The 18,944-nt window shown below is 74.2% G+C and carries 17 protein-coding genes; 7 read left to right on the forward strand and 10 right to left on the reverse strand.

Translation table 11 applies throughout. The features are described 5' to 3' along the window. Positions 1–55 precede the first annotated feature (55 nt). Positions 56–859 carry a DsbA family protein gene (locus tag JAP66_RS24765; RefSeq protein WP_199434246.1) on the reverse strand — a complete coding sequence of 268 codons (804 nt, stop codon included), beginning with the start codon at positions 857–859 and terminating at the stop codon, positions 56–58. Positions 860–1,033: 174 nt separating this feature from the next. On the opposite strand from JAP66_RS24765, the gene JAP66_RS24770 reads away from it, so the two are divergent. Together JAP66_RS24770 and hrpB are read left to right on the forward strand one after the other, a co-directional pair. Continuing rightward, entirely contained in the window at positions 1,034–1,858 is an 825-nt protein-coding gene (locus JAP66_RS24770) for a glutamate ABC transporter substrate-binding protein (RefSeq protein ID WP_199434247.1), read from the forward strand. Then, positions 1,855–4,308, forward strand: coding sequence for an ATP-dependent helicase HrpB (gene hrpB / locus JAP66_RS24775; RefSeq protein ID WP_199434248.1), 2,454 nt, complete (start codon positions 1,855–1,857; stop codon positions 4,306–4,308). Before JAP66_RS24770 ends, hrpB begins: the two co-directional genes overlap by 4 nt. Here the strand turns inward: hrpB and JAP66_RS24780 are convergent. Beyond that, complete coding sequence (locus JAP66_RS24780) at positions 4,305–5,132, reverse strand: ion transporter (protein ID WP_199434249.1); 828 nt, start codon at positions 5,130–5,132, stop codon at positions 4,305–4,307. The two genes, hrpB and JAP66_RS24780, sit on opposite strands and share 4 nt — an antisense overlap. A 112-nt stretch (positions 5,133–5,244) precedes the next feature. On the opposite strand from JAP66_RS24780, the gene JAP66_RS24785 reads away from it, so the two are divergent. Further along, complete coding sequence (locus tag JAP66_RS24785) at positions 5,245–6,174, forward strand: ATP-binding cassette domain-containing protein (RefSeq protein WP_199434250.1); 930 nt, start codon at positions 5,245–5,247, stop codon at positions 6,172–6,174. Between the two features lie 12 nt (positions 6,175–6,186). Further along, positions 6,187–7,011: an ABC transporter permease gene (locus JAP66_RS24790; RefSeq protein ID WP_199434251.1), complete on the forward strand. Its 825-nt coding sequence runs from the start codon at positions 6,187–6,189 to the stop codon at positions 7,009–7,011. A gap of 47 nt (positions 7,012–7,058) precedes the next feature. Here JAP66_RS24790 and JAP66_RS24795 read toward each other — a convergent pair whose 3' ends face one another. From JAP66_RS24795 to JAP66_RS24805, 3 genes are read right to left on the reverse strand one after another with little or no spacing between them, the layout of a single operon-like run. Next, complete coding sequence (locus JAP66_RS24795) at positions 7,059–7,724, reverse strand: response regulator (protein WP_199434252.1); 666 nt, start codon at positions 7,722–7,724, stop codon at positions 7,059–7,061. Then, positions 7,699–9,291: a sensor histidine kinase gene (locus JAP66_RS24800; RefSeq protein WP_199434253.1), complete on the reverse strand. Its 1,593-nt coding sequence runs from the start codon at positions 9,289–9,291 to the stop codon at positions 7,699–7,701. The genes JAP66_RS24795 and JAP66_RS24800 overlap by 26 nt, the downstream gene beginning before the upstream one ends. 52 nt (positions 9,292–9,343) lie before the next feature. Beyond that, complete coding sequence (locus JAP66_RS24805) at positions 9,344–10,060, reverse strand: dienelactone hydrolase family protein (protein WP_199434254.1); 717 nt, start codon at positions 10,058–10,060, stop codon at positions 9,344–9,346. Positions 10,061–10,121: 61 nt separating this feature from the next. Between JAP66_RS24805 and JAP66_RS24810 the strand changes: the two genes are divergently transcribed. Further along, the gene (locus JAP66_RS24810; protein ID WP_235999414.1) at positions 10,122–10,355 is read left to right on the forward strand and encodes a hypothetical protein; all 234 of its coding nucleotides are present in this window, start codon (positions 10,122–10,124) and stop codon (positions 10,353–10,355) included. Beyond that, positions 10,352–11,155 (forward strand): hypothetical protein, encoded by an 804-nt coding sequence (locus JAP66_RS24815; protein ID WP_199434255.1) that lies wholly within the window; start codon positions 10,352–10,354, stop codon positions 11,153–11,155. Before JAP66_RS24810 ends, JAP66_RS24815 begins: the two co-directional genes overlap by 4 nt. On the opposite strand, the gene hutI is transcribed toward JAP66_RS24815, so the two are convergent. Genes hutI through hutH form a run of 5 tightly spaced genes read right to left on the reverse strand, consistent with a single transcriptional unit; the run spans position 11,148 to position 18,072 of the window. Further along, positions 11,148–12,320 carry an imidazolonepropionase gene (gene hutI / locus JAP66_RS24820; protein WP_199434256.1) on the reverse strand — a complete coding sequence of 391 codons (1,173 nt, stop codon included), beginning with the start codon at positions 12,318–12,320 and terminating at the stop codon, positions 11,148–11,150. The genes JAP66_RS24815 and hutI overlap by 8 nt on opposite strands. Continuing rightward, positions 12,317–13,615 (reverse strand): formimidoylglutamate deiminase, encoded by a 1,299-nt coding sequence (locus JAP66_RS24825; RefSeq protein ID WP_199434329.1) that lies wholly within the window; start codon positions 13,613–13,615, stop codon positions 12,317–12,319. The genes hutI and JAP66_RS24825 overlap by 4 nt, the downstream gene beginning before the upstream one ends. Then, complete coding sequence (locus JAP66_RS24830; RefSeq protein ID WP_199434257.1) at positions 13,612–14,805, reverse strand: allantoate amidohydrolase; 1,194 nt, start codon at positions 14,803–14,805, stop codon at positions 13,612–13,614. Before JAP66_RS24830 ends, JAP66_RS24825 begins: the two co-directional genes overlap by 4 nt. Beyond that, positions 14,802–16,454, reverse strand: a complete 1,653-nt coding sequence (gene hutU, locus JAP66_RS24835; protein ID WP_199434258.1) for a urocanate hydratase — start codon at positions 16,452–16,454, stop codon at positions 14,802–14,804. The genes JAP66_RS24830 and hutU overlap by 4 nt, the downstream gene beginning before the upstream one ends. A gap of 58 nt (positions 16,455–16,512) precedes the next feature. Beyond that, entirely contained in the window at positions 16,513–18,072 is a 1,560-nt protein-coding gene (gene hutH, locus JAP66_RS24840) for a histidine ammonia-lyase (protein ID WP_199434259.1), read from the reverse strand. A gap of 89 nt (positions 18,073–18,161) precedes the next feature. Here hutH and JAP66_RS24845 point away from each other — a divergent pair, with 89 nt between their 5' ends. Continuing rightward, the gene (locus JAP66_RS24845) at positions 18,162–18,941 is read left to right on the forward strand and encodes an IclR family transcriptional regulator (RefSeq protein ID WP_199434260.1); all 780 of its coding nucleotides are present in this window, start codon (positions 18,162–18,164) and stop codon (positions 18,939–18,941) included. The last annotated feature ends 3 nt before the right edge of the window (positions 18,942–18,944 follow it).

Genomic DNA, 18,944 nt, shown 5'->3' on the forward strand with positions numbered 1-18,944 from the left:
AAACCGGGCAGCGTGGCTCGTGAGTGCCTACTCGAGCTCTAACTCGTGTAGGCACTCACGAGGCGGTGCCGGCCAGCAGCTTGTCGAGCCACTGCCCTTCGGAGAAGTCGACGATCCGGCCGTCGGCCACGACCGTCGGCGTGCCGAAGCCCCGGTTGCCGTCGAAGTCCTGCTGCAGCTCGGGGTCCTGCGCGATCCGTTCCATCTCGGCCGTGAGCTGCCGCTCGTACTTCCCCTCGCGCACGCCTTCGGCGAACGCCTGGCCGGTGATGCCCAGATCGTGGCCGAGCTGGATCAGCTGCCCGTCGTCGTAGCCGCGCTTGCCCTCCTCGGGCTGGGCGGCGAAGAGGCTGTCGTGATACGCGGTGAACCTGCCCTCGTCGGCGGCCAGCAGGGCTGCGTTCGCGGCGTCGAGCGAGTAGCCCGGCGGATCCGAGCGCTCCACGAGCATCGGCACCATGTGCGTGCGCACCCGCAGGTTGCCCTGCGCCATCTCCCGCTGGAGCCGGTCGCCGTAGCTCTCCTCGAACTGGGCGCAGACCGGGCAGAGGAAATCCGCGTAGACGTCGATCGTCACGGGTGCCTCCGGGCTGCCGGACACCACCACGACACCGTCCCGGCGCTCCGGGAAGTCCGTGCTCGCCGGCTGCGCCGTGGGAATGGTCTCGCCCTCGGTCGCGTTCTTGGACGCGTCGGTCCAGAGCACGCCGCCGATCACCACCGCGGCGGCCAGCACCACCGCGCCGATGATCGCGGCCGTCTTCTTGACGTCGGTACCGCCGCGCGCCTTGGCGACGGCCTGCCCGCCGGCCGCCTGCTGCTGCCGCCGTTTACGCGCGGTCCGTTCCGCTCCACCCACCTACGGGTCCTTCCTCGTTCGTCATATCACTCGATCGTGTGCAGCCGAGCCAGCAACCACCCGGCGGCCGGCCCGAGCCTGGCCGGCGTGCCCACGCCGTCGAGCAGTCCTCGGCGCGAACGGAACACGCACCTAGGCTAGCGAGCACCCCTGAGAACCCGGTGAGGAGACGCGATGCGACTGGCGAGGCTCGGCACGGCCGTTGCGCTCGCCTGCGCCGTCGTGGCGTGCTCCGCACCCGAAGCCGCCGAGGACTCCGTCGTCACCCATGCCTACGAGAGCGGCACGCTGACGATCGGTATCCGCTTCGACCAGCCCGGCCTGTCCGAGCGCACCGTCGACGGCCGCTTCGTCGGGTTCGACGTGGACGTCGCCGAGTTCGTCGCCGGGGAACTCGGGGTGGCGGCCGGCGACATCACCTGGCGGGAGACCACCCCGGCGCAGCGGGAGACCGACATCAGCTCCGGCGCGGTGGACCTGGTCGTGGCCGCCTACTCGATCACCGAGGGCCGCAAGGAACAGGTGTCCTTCGCAGGTCCCTACTTCAAGACCGGCCAGGACCTGCTGGTCCGCACGTCCGACACCGGGATCGACGGCCCGGAGGCGCTGGCGGGCAGGCGGCTGTGCTCGGTCACCGGGTCGACGTCGGCGGCGCAGGTCAAGGACCAGTTCGCGCAGTCGGTCCAGCTGGTCGAGTACCCGCGCAACTCCGACTGCGTGACCGCGCTGCTTGCCGGGCAGGTGGACGCCGTGACCACCGACGCGGTCATCCTCGCCGGCTACGTCGCGCAGAACCCCGAGCTGCTGCGCCTGGTCGGCGAGCACTTCTCCACCGAGCGCTACGGCGTCGGCCTGCGCAAGGGCGATACCGACGGGCAGGCCGCGATCGCCACCGCCATCGAGAAGATGATCGACTCGGGCGCGTGGCGGGAGTCCCTCGAACGCAACCTCGGCCCGGACTACCCGTTGCCCGACCCACCGGAGGTCACGGAACGGTGAGGCTGCCCGACCTGCCTGTCCGCGCGGTACTCGGCGATGTCACGTCCGCGCTGTCCGGCCGCGGCACAGCGGTACTGGTGGCCCCGCCCGGCACCGGCAAGACGACCCTCGTGCCGCTCGCGCTCGCCGAGACCTTCGACGGCCGGATCGTGGTCGCCGAGCCACGGCGGCTCGCCGCGCGGGCGGCCGCCGCCCGGATGGCGGCGCTGCTCGGCGAGCGGGTCGGCGAGACGGTCGGCTACTCGGTGCGCGGCGATCGCAGGGTGTCCGCCCGCACCCGCATCGAGGTCGTCACCTCCGGCCTGCTGGTGCGCAGGCTGCAGCGCGACCCGGAGCTGCCCGGGGTGTCGGCCGTGCTGCTCGACGAGGTCCACGAGCGGCACCTCGACGCCGACCTGCTGCTGGCGCTGCTGCTGGACGTGCGCGGCGGGCTGCGCGAGGACCTGCGGGTGCTCGCGACCTCGGCGACGGTGGCCGCGGAGCGCCTCGCGACACTGCTCGGCTCGAAGGCCGCCGCACCGGTGGTCACCGCGGAGGTCCGGACGTACCCGGTCGAGATCGTGCACCGGCCACCGGCGCGCGGCGAGCGCATCGAGACCTGTGCCGCCCGCGCGGTCCACGCCGCACTGTCCGATACGGACGGCGACGTGCTCGTGTTCCTGCCCGGTGCGGCCGAGATCGCCCGCGTCTCCGCCCTGCTCGACGTCGCGGGCGTGGACGTGCTGCCGCTGCACGGCAGGCTGAGCGCCGCCCGGCAGGACGCCGCGCTGACCGAGGGACCACGGCGGCGGGTCGTGCTGGCCACCGCCGTCGCCGAGTCCAGCCTCACCGTGCCCGGCGTGCGCGCGATCGTCGACTCAGGGCTGGCCCGCGTGCCCCGCGTGGACCACCGGCGCGGGCTACCCGGCCTGGCCACCGTGCGGGTGTCCGCCGCCGTGGCCGAGCAGCGGGCGGGCCGCGCGGGCAGGCAGGGCCCCGGTATCGCCTACCGGTGCTGGCCGCGGCACGAGCACGCGAGCCTGCCCGCCTACCCCGAACCGGAGATCCGGACCGCGGAACTGTCCCGCCTCGCCCTTGAGCTGGCCTGCTGGTCAACGCCGGACGGCGCGGGGCTGTCCTGGTGGGACCCGCCACCGGAGGGTGCGCTCGCCGCGGGCCGGGAGCTGTTGCGCACGCTCGACGCCGTCGGCGCCGGTGGCGAGCTCACCGGGCGGGGCCACCGGATGGCAGAGCTCGGCCTGCACCCCAGGCTGGCCCGTGCCCTGCTCGACGGCGCCGCCGAGCAGGGCGCCGACGCGGCGGCCGAGGTGGTGGCACTGCTGGACAACGGCGCGACCGGTGTGGACATCGAGGCCGAGCTGCGCCGGCTCCGTCGGGATCAGCGGGGTCAGGCGCAACGGTCGGGCGACGACGGGGCGGCCGCCGCCCGCTGGCGCCGCGACGCGCGCAGGCTCGCCGGGCTGGTGACCGGCGCGGCCACCGGGAAGCCCGACCCGGCCGCCGTGGTGGCGCTGGCGCATCCCGAGCGGCTCGCGCGGCGGCGGGCGCCCGGATCACCGGTGTACCTGATGGCTGGCGGGACCGCCGCCGAGCTGCCCGCGGGCAGTGGTCTCGGCGACAGCGAGTGGCTGGCGATCGCCGAGGTGACCCGCGAGCCCGGCCGTGCGCACGGGGTGATCCGGCTGGCGGCCAGGGCCGACGCCGAGGTGGCGGTGCGGGCGGCGCCCGGCCTGCTCACCGATTCCGAGGAGGTCGCCTGGTCCGATGGTGACGTGCTGGCCCGCTCGGTGCGCAGGCTCGGTGCGGTCACCCTCGCCGAGCGCCCGCTGCGGTCCCCGGACCCCGCCCGGCTGCGCGCGGCCGTGCTCGACGGGCTGCGCCGCGAGGGCCTCGGGCTGCTGAGCTGGCCGCAGGCTGCGCTGCGGCTGCGCGAGCGGATGGCGTTCCTGCACGAACGGCTCGGTGCGCCGTGGCCCTCGGTGGCCGAGGACGCACTGCTGTCCAGGATGGACGACTGGCTGGAGCCGGAACTGTCGGCGGTCACCCGGCGCTCCGGCCTCGCCCGCATCGACACGACCGCGGCACTGCGGCGCCTGCTGCCCTGGCCGGAGGCGAGCCGCCTCGACGAGCTCGCGCCCGACCGGCTGGAGGTGCCGACGGGCTCGCGGGTCCGCGTGGACTACTCGGGGCCCGAGCCGGTGCTCGCGGTGAAGCTGCAGGAGACGTTCGGCTGGCGCACGACTCCGCGAATCGCGGGCGGGACGGTCCCGGTGGTGCTGCGCCTGCTCTCCCCCGCGGGCCGTCCCGCCGCGGTGACGGCCGATCTGGAGTCGTTCTGGCGCAACGGGTACCCGCAGGTGCGGGCGGAGCTGCGCGGGCGCTATCCCAAGCATCCGTGGCCGGAGGACCCGCTCGCCGCCGAACCGGCGCGGGGGACGAAACGCCGCTAGCCGAGCGGACGCACCGGCGGCGGGGCGGGCAGTTCGGCCGCGACCCGCTCGTCGTCCTCCTCGTCCTCCTCGTCCTCCTCGTCCTCCTCGTCCTCCTCGTGCAGCCCCAGCTGGACGGCCTCACGGATCTGCTCCCGGTTCTCCCTGACCACGTGCGCGAAGAACTCGTCGATGCGCTCGTCGGTGAGCACGTCGAGGATCACCCGGATCGTCGTGTCCACAATGGTCTTCACCACCTCGTCGTGGAACGGGAGCCGGGACAACCTGCCCGCCTGCCGGTCGTTCCTGAGCTTCTCGGTGACGATCTCCCGCAGCATCTCCCGGTTCTCACCGAGGGAGCGCGCGAGGTTCTGCGGGTAGTTTCCCGTCTCCAGTACCTTCACCACCTCGTCGAGCACGGCGATCGTGATCGGCTTCTTGATGGCGAGCACGATCGGGCGGGAGAACCGCTCCACGAGGCGCTGGGTGACCCGTTCGCCGAACGCGCGGTCGGCGGTGCGGGCCAGCCGCACCACCACGACGACGATGCGCAGCAGCCGGAAGCCGCGCAGCGCCGGGTGGGAGATCGGGATCATGCCGAGTATCTCGTACCAGTTCCGCAGCGGGAACCGCTTCTCCCAGTGGTTCGCTCGCCAGCGCCACAGGAACTCGATGGCGAAGACGCCGCAGATGGACGTGTCGACGATGAAGACGGTGCGGGCCACGTCCTGGCTGTGCTCGAAGAAGGTGATGTAGGTGAGCAGTACCACCGAGAACGCCGCGAGCCCCAGCATCACCAGGTCCACGGTGATCCTGCCCCAGGTCCTCGACGTTCCGTTGAGCATGCGCCGCATTCTGCCTGACGAACGGCAGGGATGACCGGTGGCCATCGGCCACTGCGGCGGCGACCCCGCGCTTCCTACGTTCGTGGTCCGTTCCCGACACCACGGAGGCAACATGATCACACTTCGCGCGCTGACGAAGCGGTACGGGGAGAAGACCGTCGTCGACGACCTCACGTTCGACGTCGAGCCGGGCAGGGTCACCGGCTTCCTCGGGCCGAACGGCGCGGGCAAGTCGACCACGATGCGCATGGTTCTCGGACTCGACCGGCCGAGCGGCGGCGAGGCCCTGGTGGGCGGCCGCCACTACGCCGAGCTGCGGCATCCGGTGCGCGAGGTCGGCGCCATGCTCGACGCCGGATCGGTCCATCCGGCCCGCAGCGCGGGCAGGCATCTGCTCGCGATGGCCCGCAGCAACGGCGTGCCGGAGCGCCGCGTCGAGGAGGTGCTCGGCGCGGTCGGCCTCACCGACGTGGCCGGCAAGCGGGCCGGCACCTTCTCGCTGGGCATGAGCCAGCGGCTCGGCGTCGCCGGCGCGTTGCTCGGTGACCCGGGCATCCTGCTGTTCGACGAGCCGGTGAACGGGCTCGACCCGGACGGGCTGCGCTGGATACGGCAGCTGATGCGCTCGCTCGCCGAGCAGGGCCGCACGGTTCTCGTCTCCAGCCACCTGATGAGCGAGATGCAGCTGACCGCGGACCAGCTGGTCGTGATCGGCAGGGGCAGGCTGCTCGCCGACGCGCCGGTCGGCGAGTTCCTCGCGGGCGAATCGCGGCAGGCGGTGCACGTCCGGCTGCCCGGCGAGGCCGCCCGGCGGGCACTGGCGGCCCGCCTGCACGGCGCGGGCGCGGACACCGAGCACCGCGGCGGCGGCGAGCTGGTCGTGCACGGCATGCCGGTCGAGCGGGTGGGCGATCTGGCACACGAGCTCGGCATCCGGCTGCACGGGCTGAGCTCGCAGGCCGTCTCCCTCGAACAGGCGTACCTGGAGCTCACCGCGGCGTCGGCCGAGTACACCACCCCGGCACGGGAAACGGAGGTCTGAGCGATGGCAGCGATGACAGCGACAGAGATCACCACGGCGGACGAGCGGACGGGCGGCGGCCTGCATGGTGCGATCCACGCCGAGTGGACGAAGCTCTGGTCCGTGCGGTCCACCTGGTGGACCGTGTCCGCGGCAGCCCTGCTACTGATCGGCTACACCGCGCTGGCCGCCATCTCGGTCCGCGTACAGGCCGACAACGGCGGCCCGGAGGAGGTGCTGCCCTCAGCGCCGCAGATCACCACCGAGGCGGTGTTCTTCCTCGCCCAGTACGCGGTGCTCGCGGTCGCGACACTGTTCGTCGCCGGGGAGTACGCCACCGGCGGCATCCGCGCGACGCTGCAGTGGGTGCCCGACCGTACGCGCGTGCTGCTGGCCAAGTGCGCGGCACTGCTGCCCGCGCTGTTCGCGCTCGGCGCCGCGCTCGCCGCGGTGTCCCTCGTGATCGCGGTGCCCGCGATCGGCGGCGCCGGAGGGGGCTTCACCGTGGGCGAGGGCGTGCGGGCCTCGCTCGCGGTCGGCACCTACTGGGCGCTGCTCGGCGCGTTCGCACTGGGCATCGGCACCGCGCTGCGCAGCGTCGCCGGTGCGCTCACGGTCAGCTTCGTCGCGCTCGTGGTGCTGCCGATGCTGTGCGGCGCCGTCGGCCTGCCTGCGGTGATCGACTACCTGCCGGGGATCGCGGGGCTCAACCTGATGCTGGGGCCGGACGCGGTGAACAACATCACCGGGCAGCCGGTGCCCTACCCGGGATGGGCCGCGGTGGCGCTGCTGGCGGCCTGGTCCGGCGCCGCGCTCGCCGTGGGCAACGCGGTACTGCGCAACCGCGACGCAGGCTAGCGCGTGAATGCGGAGACGAAGGCCGGTCGTGAGTGCGTAACAGTGTTCTAACTCGTCTCCGCACTCACGAGGCCGGCCTCGTATGCCGCGATCGCCGCCTGCACGCGGTTGCGCACCTCGAGGCGGTTCAGGATCGTGCTGACGTAGGCCTTCACCGTGCCCTCGACGACGTGCAGCGTGCGGGCGATGTCCGCATTGGACAGCCCGGCGCCCACCAGTGCGAGCACCTCCCGTTCGCGGCCGGTCAGCGTAGCGATGCGCTGCCGCGCGTCGGCGGAGCGGGAGAGCCGCTGCCCGCCGGAGAGCTGGGCAATCGCCCACCGGGCGACCTTCGGCGACAGGTAGGCCGCGCCCTCGGCGACAGCGCGTACCCCAGCGATCAGCTCACGGGGATCGCCCGACTTGAGCAGGAAACCGCTCGCACCCTCGCCGAGGGCCCGCTCGATGTACTCCTCCTCACCGAACGTCGTCAGCATCACCACAGCGGTCTCCGGCCGCACGCGCCGGGTCTCCGCGGCCGCCGCGAGCCCGTCGAGGCGCGGCATGCGGATGTCGAGCAGCGCGACGTCCGGCCTGCTGAGCCGGACCTGCTCGACGGCCTCGTGCCCGTCAGCGGCCTCGGCCACCACCTCGATCCCGTCGTCGGCCGCGAGGATCGCCCCCACCCCGGCACGGACCATCGCCTCGTCATCGGCGAGCAGAACCCGGATCATTCAGCCTCCCCGTCTCGTCGCCCTCGTTGCCGATCCTGTCCTTGGACACCAGCCGCCCGTCCGCGAAGCACAACCGGTAGACGTCCCCGCTGGAGCCGAGCAGCGTCGCCTCGGTGCCGTAGAACTCGCAGCGCGCACCCGCGGGCGGCGACGGCTGCTCACCCGCCCTGCCGTCGAGCAGCTGCTGGCCCGGCAGCAGCGGCTCCACCTCGGCGCGCGGCTGTCCCGCCCGCAGCCGCTGGTACTCCTCCGGCTCCAGGACGGACGCGACCCTGTTGTAGCTGTAGTAGACCGCGCTCACGGCGATCAGCACGGCCAGCACGACGGCGGGCACGACCAGCGCGTGCACCAGGGTCCGGCGCACCTGGCGCTGGGCGAGCGCCAGCTCCCGTGCCGACTCGGACCCGCCGTCGCCCTCGTCCTCGGCCCCTGGGGCGGCGGCGTGCGGCAACCGGGCCGTCACCTCGAACCCGCCCTCGTGCGGACCGGTGCGCAGGCTGCCCCCGACCAGCCGGACCCGTTCTCGCAGGCCGGTCAGTCCCCGCTGCCCCGACGCGGCGCCGGGCAGCGGGCCCGCAGGCGGGCGGTCGTTGCGGACGGTCACCGCGGTCTCCTCCGCCGAGCGGCGGATATCGACGGTCACCGCGGCACCGGGCGCGTGCTTCGCGACGTTCGTCAGCGACTCCTGCACCACGCGGTACGCGGCCCGCTCCACCATCGGCGGCGCCGTGCCGGGGTCGATCCGCGCGACGACCTCCAGCCCGGACTCGTGAGCCCGCTCGACCAGGTCCGCCACGGTCGCGTCGGCGGGTTCGGTGGGCGCGGCCTCGTCCTCGCGCAGCAGCCCGATGATCTCCCGCAGCCGCTCCGTCGCCGTGGCAGCACCGGCCCGCAGCTCACCGGCTGCCGCCCGGTGCCGCTCGCCGAGGTCCGCGGCGACCTCCAGCGCGCCCGCCCGCAGCGCCAGCAGGCTCAGCTCGTGCCCCAGCGAGTCGTGCATGTCGCTCGCGATGCGCGCCCGCTCCCGCAGCCGCGCGCGCTCGGCCGCGATGCGCTGCTGCGCCTCGAACTGCTCCGCCCGCTCCCAGCCCGTCCGCACGAGGTCCTCGCGCAGCCGCGTGTACCGGCCCAGATGCCAGGGCACGAACACGGCGAAAAGCAACGTGAGGACCAGCGTCGCCCAGTTGCCCATCGCGTCGTCGGACACGGCGAACGCGATCGGCAGCCCGGCCAGCGCCACCCCGGCGAAGGTCAGCAAGGCCGGGCGGACCCGCGGCATCCGGCGCCCCGCGAAGTAGCCGGCCGCGATCATCAGGAACACCGGCCACATCGGGTACCGGCCGAGGTAGTTGAACAGCACGGCGACGCTCGAGACCGACGCCACGGCGAGCGACAGCAGCGGATGCCTGCGGGCGGACGCGATCGCCACCGTGGTGGCGACGACGCCGCCCGCCGCCTCCCACGGCCCCGCGTTGTGGTGGCTCTCGTACAGGCAGAGCGCGCTGATCCCGGCCCAGAGCGCGAGATCGAGCAGCACGGACGCCCTGTGCCGCCAGGTCGTGCTCACCGCGGCGACGTTACCGGCGGCGGCGCGCGACGCGGCACTGCCGAAAGTCAGGTCATGCGGTCGTGGTCACCCGGATGAAGTCCAGCACCTGCGGCCAGGAGACCGCATAGGCCCGCTCGTTCACCTCGTTGCCGTGCCGGGCGCGGTCGCTGAAGCCGTGCTCGGCGCGCGGGTAGACGTGCACGATGCTGGGACCGGCCTCCCGCGACTGGAGCGCGTCCTGCAGCCGGGTGAAGCTCTCCACCGGCACCAGCGAGTCGGCGCCGGGGTAGAGCATCATCACCGGTGCCGTGATCCGCCCGGTGTGCTCGACGGCGTCCACCGTGTGGTTCGGCGCCGGTGTGCCGGGCACGGTCGGGTGGTAGGCGACGACGTTGGCCAGCCGCTCGTCCCGGCCGCCGAGGATCAGCGCCAGCCTGCCGCCGAGGCACCAGCCGATCACCCCGACGCGGGCCAGCCCCAGGTCGGCGAACATGTGGTCGAGCAGCCGCCGGGCCTCGTCGAGGGAGTTCTCGTCGTCGAGCGCGCGCATCATCTCGAACAGCTTCTCGCGCGGCGTGTCGTCGCTGCTGGGACCGTGCCAGGGGTCCCAGCTCAGTGCGGTGACGCCGGACCCGGCGATGTCGTCGGCGAACTCGCGCAGCTGGGCCCCGATGCCGGTGACCATCGGCAGCAGCAGCATCCCGCTCGTGCCGCCGGCCACCGGGCGGGACAGGTACGCGCGCAGGTCGCCGACGCTGACGGTGGAGGTCTCGATCTCGTGTGCCATGTCCGGCACGGTAGTACCGGGATGAGGCATGATGATCGGCCGGAGTGCAAGGAGGTGCCCAATGGCCCCGACGGCCCCGATGCCTCAGCCGAGGCGCACGCTCGCCGAGCAGCTTGGCGGTGCGCTGCCCGAGGGCATCGAGGCGCTGGACGAGGAGCACAAGCGGCTGCTCGGCGACCTGCTGCGGGACAGGCGCAGGCGCCAGGCCGCGGCGCTGTCCGCCGCCGCGGAGGGATCGCTGGCGTACGTGCCGTTCGTGCTGCGCGGCGCCGTCCGGCGGGCGGTGGGCCTGTGAGCGGGGCGCTGCGCACGCTGGAGGCGCGGGCGGAGATCCTCAAGCTGGCGCGGGTGCTCGACGGGCCGCCCGAGCGGCTGGACTTCCTCGAGGATGTATCGCCCGAGGACATCCGCGCCCTGCGGGAGCAGGCCACCGACGTGCTGTTCGACGCCAACGGCGCCGTGCTGCGGCGGATGGCGGCCGCGAGCAGGCTGCTGCCTGCCGCCGTGCTCGCCAGGATCGCCGAGAAGGTCTTCGGGCCGCTGCTGTGCGCCCGGATCGCCGGGTTGGTCGACGCCTCCCGCGGGGTGGAGATCGCCTCCCGCCTGCCGCCGGACTTCCTCGCCGACGTGGCCGCCGAGCTGGACCCGCGCCGCGCCGGAGAGGTCATCGCGGGCATCCCGACCGGCACGGTCGGCGCGGTCGCCCGCGAGCTCGTCCGCCGCGAGGACTGGATCACGGTCGGCCGCTTCGTCGGGCATGTCCCGGACGACGCCGTGTCCGCGAGCTTCGACGTGCTCGACGACGCGGCCATGCTCCAGGTGGCCTTCGTGCTGGACGACAAGAGCCGCGCGTCCTACATCCTCGGCCTGCTGCCCACCACGCGCTACGACGGCCTGGTGCGCGCGGCCGCGGCGCACGACCTGTGGCCCGCGGCGTTCGACCTGCTCACCCGCGTGGAGCCGGAGCAGCTGGACCGGCTCGTCGCGGCCGTCGGGGCGCTCGACGAGGACACCCGCGCGCTGGCCGCCGAGCGCGCCAGGGAGCTGCGGGTGCTCGACCAGCTCGGCCCCGTGCGCGACGCGCTGCTCAGTTGACGCGGTGGCCGTGCCGCCACACCGCCCAGGTCAGCGGGACCCCGGGCCGGTAGGCGAGGTGGGTCACCGAGGGCGCGTCGAGCACATGCAGATCCGCCCGCGCGCCGACCCGCAGGACGCCCACCGCGCCGTCCCCGGTGTCGCGGCGCAGCGCCCGCGCGCCGCCTGCGGTCGCGGCCCACACCGCCTCCTCCACGGACAGGCCCATCTGGAGCACGGCCGTGGCGACGCAGAACGCCATCGACGTGGTGTAGGAGCTGCCCGGGTTGGCGTTGCTGGCCAGCGCGACCGTCGCTCCCGCGTCGAGCAGCCGCCGCGCGGGGGCGAGCGGCTGCCTGGTCGAGAGGTCGCAGGCCGGCAGCAGGGTCGCCACCGTGTCCGAACCGGCGAGCGCGTCCACGTCGGCGTCGGTCAGGTGCGTGCAGTGGTCCACGCTCGCCGCGCCGAGCCGCACGGCCAGCCGCACCCCCGGGCCCGGCGCGAGCTGGTTGCCGTGCACCCGCAGGCCGAGGCCGCGGGCGGCCGCGGCGCGCAGCACCCGCTCGGACTGCGCCTCGTCGAACGCCCCGGTCTCGCAGAAGATGTCGGCCCAGTCCACGAGGGGGGCGACCACGTCGAGCATCTCGCCGCAGACGAGGTCCAGGTAGGACTCCGCGTCGGTGCCGGGCGGCACGACGTGGGCGCCGAGGAACGTCACCTCGTCGGCGAGGACCGCGGCGATCCGCGCCGACCGGACCTCGTGCTCGACGTCCAGCCCGTAACCGGTCTTGATCTCCACGCAGGTCGTGCCCTGCCGGACCGCCTCGGCCACGTGCTCCGCCGCGTTCACGGTCAGTTCGGCCTCGGTCGCCCGCCGCGTCGCCTCGACGGTCGCCGCGATGCCGCCCGCCGTGTACGGCGTCCCGGCCATCCGGGCCTCGAACTCGGCGGTGCGGTCGCCCGCGAAGACCAGGTGCGTGTGGCTGTCCACCCAGCCGGGCAGCGCGGCCCGGCCCGCCACGTCCACCGCCGTGTCCGCCACCGGCGCCGACGCGGCGTCCCCCACCCACGCCACGCGCTCGCCCTCGAACACCACGGCGGCGTCGCGCAGCCTGCCGAGGCCGGGTTCGTTCGTGGTGAGCTCCCCGATACCGGTGACGAGGGTCGATCCCTTGGCCCGTCTCATGACCACAGCCTCCCGATCTCGTCCGCGAGCACCGCCGCGGGCCGCTCGACGAACCGGTGGACGCCGTCCCGCACGACCTGCCTGCCGTCCACCAGGACGTCCCTTACGTCGGCCGGTACGGCGGCGAACAGCACGGCGGCCGGATCGGTGCCCGCGGTGCGGACCGAGCCGAGGTCGACGGCGACCAGGTCCGCCCGCGCCCCCGGTACCAGCCTGCCCGCGTCGTCTCTGCCGATCGAGCCGTGGTCGGTGGCCGCGGCCAGCAGCTCGGCGGAGGTGAACCGGCCGCGCGACTCGCTGGCGAGGCGTTCGTGCAGTTCGAGCGCCCTGGCCTCCTCGAACGGGTCCACGACGGCGTGGCTGTCGCTGCCGAGGCACAGGCCCACCCCGTTGTCGTGCAGCCGCCGGGCGGGGCCGATGCCGTCGCCGAGGTCGCGTTCCGTGGTCGGGCAGAAGCACGCCCGCACCCCGGCATAGCGCAATGTCGACATGTCGCTCAGTCCTACGTGGGTGGCGTGCACGGCGACCGTGCGCGGCCCGAACACCCCGGCGTCGGCCAGCACCGACGTCGGGCTGCGGCCGTAGAACCGCAGGCAGTCCTCGTTCTCGGCGCGCTGCTCCGACAGGTGCACGTGCAGCGGGCGGCCGGCGGCCCACTCGGCCACCACCGGCAGCGCCCAGGCGGGCACGGCGCGCACCGAGTGCACGGCGGCACCGGTCAGCACGTGCTCCCCGGCCGGCCGGAAGGCGGCGGCGCGCTCGGCCCAGCTCTCGGCGTCCCCGTCGCCGAAGCGGAGCTGGTGCTCACCGAGGTCCCGCCCGAAGCCGCCGGCCAGGTAGCAGGTGTCGAGCAGGGTGAGCCGGATGCCCGCGTCGCCCGCCGCCGCCACCAGCGCGGCGCCCATCGCGTTCGGGTCCGCGTAGCGGGTGCCGCCGGGGCCGTGGTGCAGGTAGTGGAACTCACCGACGCCGGTGTAGCCGGCCAGCACCATCTCCGCGTAGACGCCGCGGGCGAGCCGGTAGTAGGAGTCGGGATCGAGGCGTGCCGCCAGCTCGTACATCCGTTCCCGCCACGTCCAGAACGTCCCGCGCGCCTGCTGGGTCCGGCCGCGCAGCGCCCGGTGGAACGCGTGGGAGTGGGCGTTGGCGAAGCCCGGCAGTACGAGCCCGCGCAGCACCGTCCCGGTGCGGGGCGAGTCCGGTGTGACGCCGCTGATCCGCCCGCCGGTGACATCGACGCGCACGCCCGCCGCCACCCCGCCGGGCAGCCAGGCGTACTCGCACCAGTAGGTCACCGGCACAGGTGCTCCAGCACGTCCGCGAGCGCGGCGGCTCCGCGTTCGACGTCGGCGGGCTCGGCGAACTCCTCGGGCGCGTGGCTGATGCCGGTGGGGTTGCGCACGTAGAGCATTGCGGCGGGCACGTGCGGGGCGAGGATCGCCGCGTCGTGGCCCGCGCCGGTCGCCAGCTCGGGAACGCCACCCAGCACCCCGCCCAGCTCGGCACGGAGTCCGGCGTCGAAGGTGACGGTGTCCGAGGCGGACTCCTCCCGCACATCCACCGTGCAGCCCTCCGCGGCGGCCGCCACGCGCGCGGCACCGGCGACCTCCTCCACCAGCGCGTGCGTGGAGCCGTCCGGCACCCGGGCGTCCAGCCACAGCCGCACGGTGGAGGCGATGACGTTCGTACCGCCAGGGGTGGGCACGATCCGGCCGACGGTCGCCCGCGCGTCCGGCGCGGCCGCGGCGAGCTCGCGGGCGGCGGTGACCGTGGCGGCGGCCGGGAGCATCGGATCGCGGCGGTCGCGCAGCAGCGTCGCCCCGGCGTGGTTGCCCTGGCCGGTGAAGGTGAACCGCCAGCGCCCGTGCGCGATCACCGTGGAGCCCACCGCGACCGGTGAGCCGAGGTCGACCAGCCCGCGGCCCTGCTCGACGTGCAGTTCGACGAACCGGCCGATGCGGCCGAGCGCCCCCGGGTCGGCGCCGATCCGGTCCGGGTCGAGACCGGCACCGGCCGCCGCCTCGGCGAACGTGCGGCCGTCCTGGTCGCGCAGCCGCCGCGCGGCCTCCGCACCGATCGCGCCGGTGAGCAGCCGGGAGCCGAGGCACGGCACGCCGAACCGGCCACCCTCCTCCTCGGCGAACACCACCACGGCGAGCGGCCGGCCGGGCACCGCACCCCTGTCCCGCAGGGCCCGCACCGCCGCGAGCGCGCTCGCCACACCGAGTGGCCCGTCGAACGCGCCGCCGCCCGGCACGGAGTCGAGGTGGCTACCGGTCACCACCGCGTCCGGGCCCTGGCCGCCCCACCACGCCCAGAGGTTGCCGTTGCGGTCGGTCTCGGTGTCGAGCCCGAGCCGCCGCGCGTGCGCGAGGAACCAGGTGCGCAGTTCCAGCTCGGCGCCGTCGAAGACGTGCCGCGAGTAGCCGCCGCGCGTACGGTCTCTCCCGACGTCGCCGATCTCCGCCAGCAGCGCCGAGGTCACGGTCGCTCCCGCATGGGGACGCGCAGGCCGCGCCCGGCGGCCACCTCGATGGCCCGCTCGTAGCCCGCGTCGGCGTGCCGCAGCACGCCCGTGCCCGGATCGTTGGTGAGCACCCGTTCGATCTTCTGCGCGGCCAGCGGTGTCCCGTCGGCCACGCAGACCTGGCCGGCGTGGATGGACCGGCCCATGCCGACGCCGCCGCCCTGGTGGATCGAAACCCAGCTGGCCCCCGACGCGGTGTTGACCAGCGCGTTGAGCAGCGGCCAGTCCGCGATCGCGTCGGAGCCGTCGGCCATCCCCTCGGTCTCCCGGTACGGCGAGGCGACGCTGCCCGCGTCGAGATGGTCGCGGCCGATCACGACCGGCGCCGTCAGCTCACCACTCGCGACCATCTCGTTGAACCGCATACCCGCGAGGTGCCGCTCGCCGTAGCCGAGCCAGCAGATCCGCGCGGGCAGGCCCTGGAACGCGATCCGCTCCCCCGCGAGGCGGATCCAGCGGGCGAGGGGCTCGTTGTCGCCGAACAGCTCCAGCACGGCGCGGTCGGTCGCCGCGATGTCGGCGGGATCCCCTGAGAGCGCCGCCCAGCGGAAGGGGCCCCTGCCCTCGCAGAACAGCGGCCGGATGTAGGCGGGCACGAAGCCCGGGTAGTCGAACGCCCGCTCGCAGCCGCCGAGCTTCGCCTCGCCGCGCAGCGAGTTGCCGTAGTCGAACACCTCCGCGCCGCCGTCCAGGAAGCCGATCATCGCGTCCACGTGCTCGGCCATCGAGTCGCGCGAGCGGTCGGTGAACTCGTCCGGTTTCGCCGCGGCGTAGTCGGGCCAGTCGTCGACGTCCACCCCGATCGGCAGGTAGGCGAGCGGGTCGTGGGCGGAGGTCTGGTCGGTGACGATGTCCGCCTCGACGCCCCGGCGGAGCAGTTCGGGCAGGACCTCGGCGGCGTTGCCGAGCACGCCGACGGACAGTGCCCTGCGGGCTGTCCTGGCCTCGCGCACGCGCGCGACGGCGTCGTCCAGGTCCGCCGCGAGCTCGTCGAGGTAGCCGGTCTCCAGCCTGCGCCGGGCCCGCCGGGGATCGCACTCGACGACCAGCGCCACGCCGCCGTTCATCGTCACGGCGAGCGGCTGCGCACCGCCCATGCCGCCGAGCCCAGCCGTGACCGTGAGCGTCCCGGCGAGTGAGCCGCCGAAGCGCTTCGCGGCCACCGCGGCGAACGTCTCGTAAGTGCCCTGCAGGATGCCCTGCGTGCCGATATAGATCCAGGAACCGGCCGTCATCTGGCCGTACATGGTGAGGCCGAGCGCGTCGAGCCTGCGGAACTCCGGCCAGTTCGCCCAGTCGCCGACGAGGTTCGAGTTCGCCAGCAGCACGCGGGGCGCCCACTCGTGCGTGCGCAGCACGCCTGCCGGCCTGCCCGACTGCACGAGCAGCGTCTCGTCGGCCGCGAGCGTGGTCAGGGTCCGGGTGATGGCGTCGAAGCTCGCCCAGTCCCTGGCGGCCTTGCCGGTGCCGCCGTAGACGACGAGGTCGCCGGGCCGCTCGGCGACTTCCGGGTCGAGGTTGTTGTGCAGCATCCGCAGCGCCGCCTCGGCCTGCCAGTTCCGCGCCGTCAGCGCGCCGCCCCTTGCCGCCCGGACCGTTCTCGTCATCAGTTACCTCCCAGCGTGGCTCGTGAGTGCGCAGACGAGTGAGAACTCGCGTACGCACTCACGAGGCAGGTGCTCGGCTCAGGTGCTCGGCTACGGCGCCGAGAACGGCTCCCGACGCGATGAGTTCCTCGGCGGAGGCGATCTCCGGCGCCAGGTGGCGGTCGGGGCCGGGCCCGTCGACGCGGGTCCGCAAGACGTCGCGCACCGCCGTGGTGACCGGCGCGGGCCGCAGCGGCGCGCGGAAGTCGAGCGCCCTGGCCGCGGTGAGCAACTCGACGGCGAGCACGGTCCGCAGCCCGTCGACGGCGCGGCGCAGCTTGCGCGCGCACCCCCAGCCCATCGAGACGTGGTCCTCCTGCATGGCGCTGCTCGGGATGGAGTCGACCGAGCCGGGCACGGCGAGCCGTTTGAGCTCGCTGACGACGGCGGCCTGCGTGTACTGCGCGATCATGTGGCCGGAGTCGACGCCGGGGTCGGCGGCAAGGAACGCGGGCAGCCCGTGCGAGCGCGCGATGTCCAGCATCCGGTCGGTTCGCCGCTCGGCGATGCCCGCGACGTCGGCGATCGGGATCGCGAGGAAATCCAGCACGTAGGCCAGTGGCGCGCCGTGGAAGTTGCCGTTGGACTCGACCCGCCCGTCGGCGAGCACCACGGGGTTGTCCACGGCCGCCGCCAGTTCCCGGTCGGCGACGAGCTCGGCGTGGTCCAGGGTGTCGCGCGCCGCGCCGTGCACCTGCGGCGCGCAGCGCAGCGAGTACGCGTCCTGCACGCGCGTGCATTCGGGGCCGCGGTGACTCGCCACGATCTCCGAGCCGGCCAGCGCGGCGTGCATCCGGCGCGCCGAGACGGCCTGGCCCGGATGCGGGCGCAGCGCCTGCAGGTCGGCGGCGAACGCACGGTCGGTGCCGAGCAGCGCCTCCACGCTCATCGCCGCCGTCAGGTCGGCCACGTCGAGCAGCCCGCGCAGGTCCGCGGCCGCCAGCACCAGCATGCCGAGCATGCCGTCGGTGCCGTTGGTCAGCGCGAGCCCCTCCTTCTCGGCCAGCGTCACCGGCTCGATCCCGGCCCGGTTCAGCGCCTGCCCGGCGGGCGCCCGCCGCCCCGAGGAGTCGAGCACCTCGCCCTCGCCCATCAGTGCGAGCGCGACCGCCGCGAGCGGTGCCAGGTCGCCGGAGCAGCCGAGTGAGCCGTGCTCGTGCACGACCGGGGTGATCCCGGCGTTGAGCATGGCCGCCAGTGCGGCCGCGGTGCCCGGCCGGACGCCGGTGTGGCCGGTCGCCAGGGTGCGCAGCCGCAGCAGCATCAGCGCGCGCACCACCTCGGACTCGACGGCGGGCCCGGCGCCCGCGGCGTGCGATCGGATCAGCGACCGCTGCAGGTCCATCCGCCGGTCGGCCGGGATGTGCCGCACGGCTAACGCACCGAAGCCGGTCGAGACGCCGTAGGTCGCCTCGGAGGCGCCTGCCAGCGCCTCGACGTGCTGCCGTGCGCGCGCGACGTTCTTCTCCGCCGCGCCGCCGAGTGCCACCGGCGCACCGTCCCGGGCGACCGCGACCACCTGGTCCCTGGCCAGCGTGGTGGCCCCGATCTCGATCGGCCGCAGCTCGTCGTCTCGCATGTCCCTATTCCACCGCCCTGCGGACCGGTGCATCATCGGCTGTGCACCGGAAGTGTCTGGGATTCCAGACGGAAAGGTCGAGGATAACGGTGGGCGGCACGAATGTGCCCGCGCTGCGGCGCGGCCTTGCGGTGCTCGGCGCGCTCGCGCGGCACGCCGGGCCGGTCTCGGCCGCGGCGCTCGCCCGCGAGCTCGGGCTGCCGCGTTCGAGCACCTATCACCTGCTCACGGAACTGGAGAGCGCCGGTTTCGTCGTGCACCTTCCCGCCGAACGGCGCTACGGACTGGGCATCGCGGCGTTCGAGCTGGGGTCCGCCTACCTGCGGCACGACCCGCTGGAGCGGCTGGCCGGCCCGCTGCTGCGCAGACTCGTCGACCAGGTGGGACACAACGCCCAGCTGGGCGTGCTGCACGGCAACGAGCTGCTGTACCTGTTGAAGGAGCGGCCGGCGCGGCCGCAGACACTGGTCACCGACGTCGGGGTGCGCCTGCCCGCGCATCTGACCGCATCCGGCCGGGCCATGCTGGCCTACCTGCCGGCGGCGCACGTGCGCGCGCTCTACCCTTCGGCGGCGGAGTTCGTGCGCCGTACCGATCGCGGGCCACGCGGTCCCGCCGAGCTGCGGCACACGCTGAAGGCGCACCGCAGGCTCGGCTGGGCGGTCGAGCACGGTCACGTCACCGCCGGGTTCGCCTCGGTGGCCTATCCGGTGTTCGACCACGGCAGCCGCCCGATGGCGTCGATCAGCGTGACGTTCCGGCACGACTGCGACGGGCGCGGCTGCGCCGCGACCTGGCCGGAGCTGGCCGGTCAGGTGCGGCTCGCCGCGACCGAGCTGACCGCCCGCATCGGCGGGCGCCCGCGGTGAGTC

Origin of the sequence: Qaidamihabitans albus (assembly GCF_016464705.1) — a bacterium.
Lineage (GTDB): Bacteria > Actinomycetota > Actinomycetes > Mycobacteriales > Pseudonocardiaceae > Qaidamihabitans > Qaidamihabitans albus.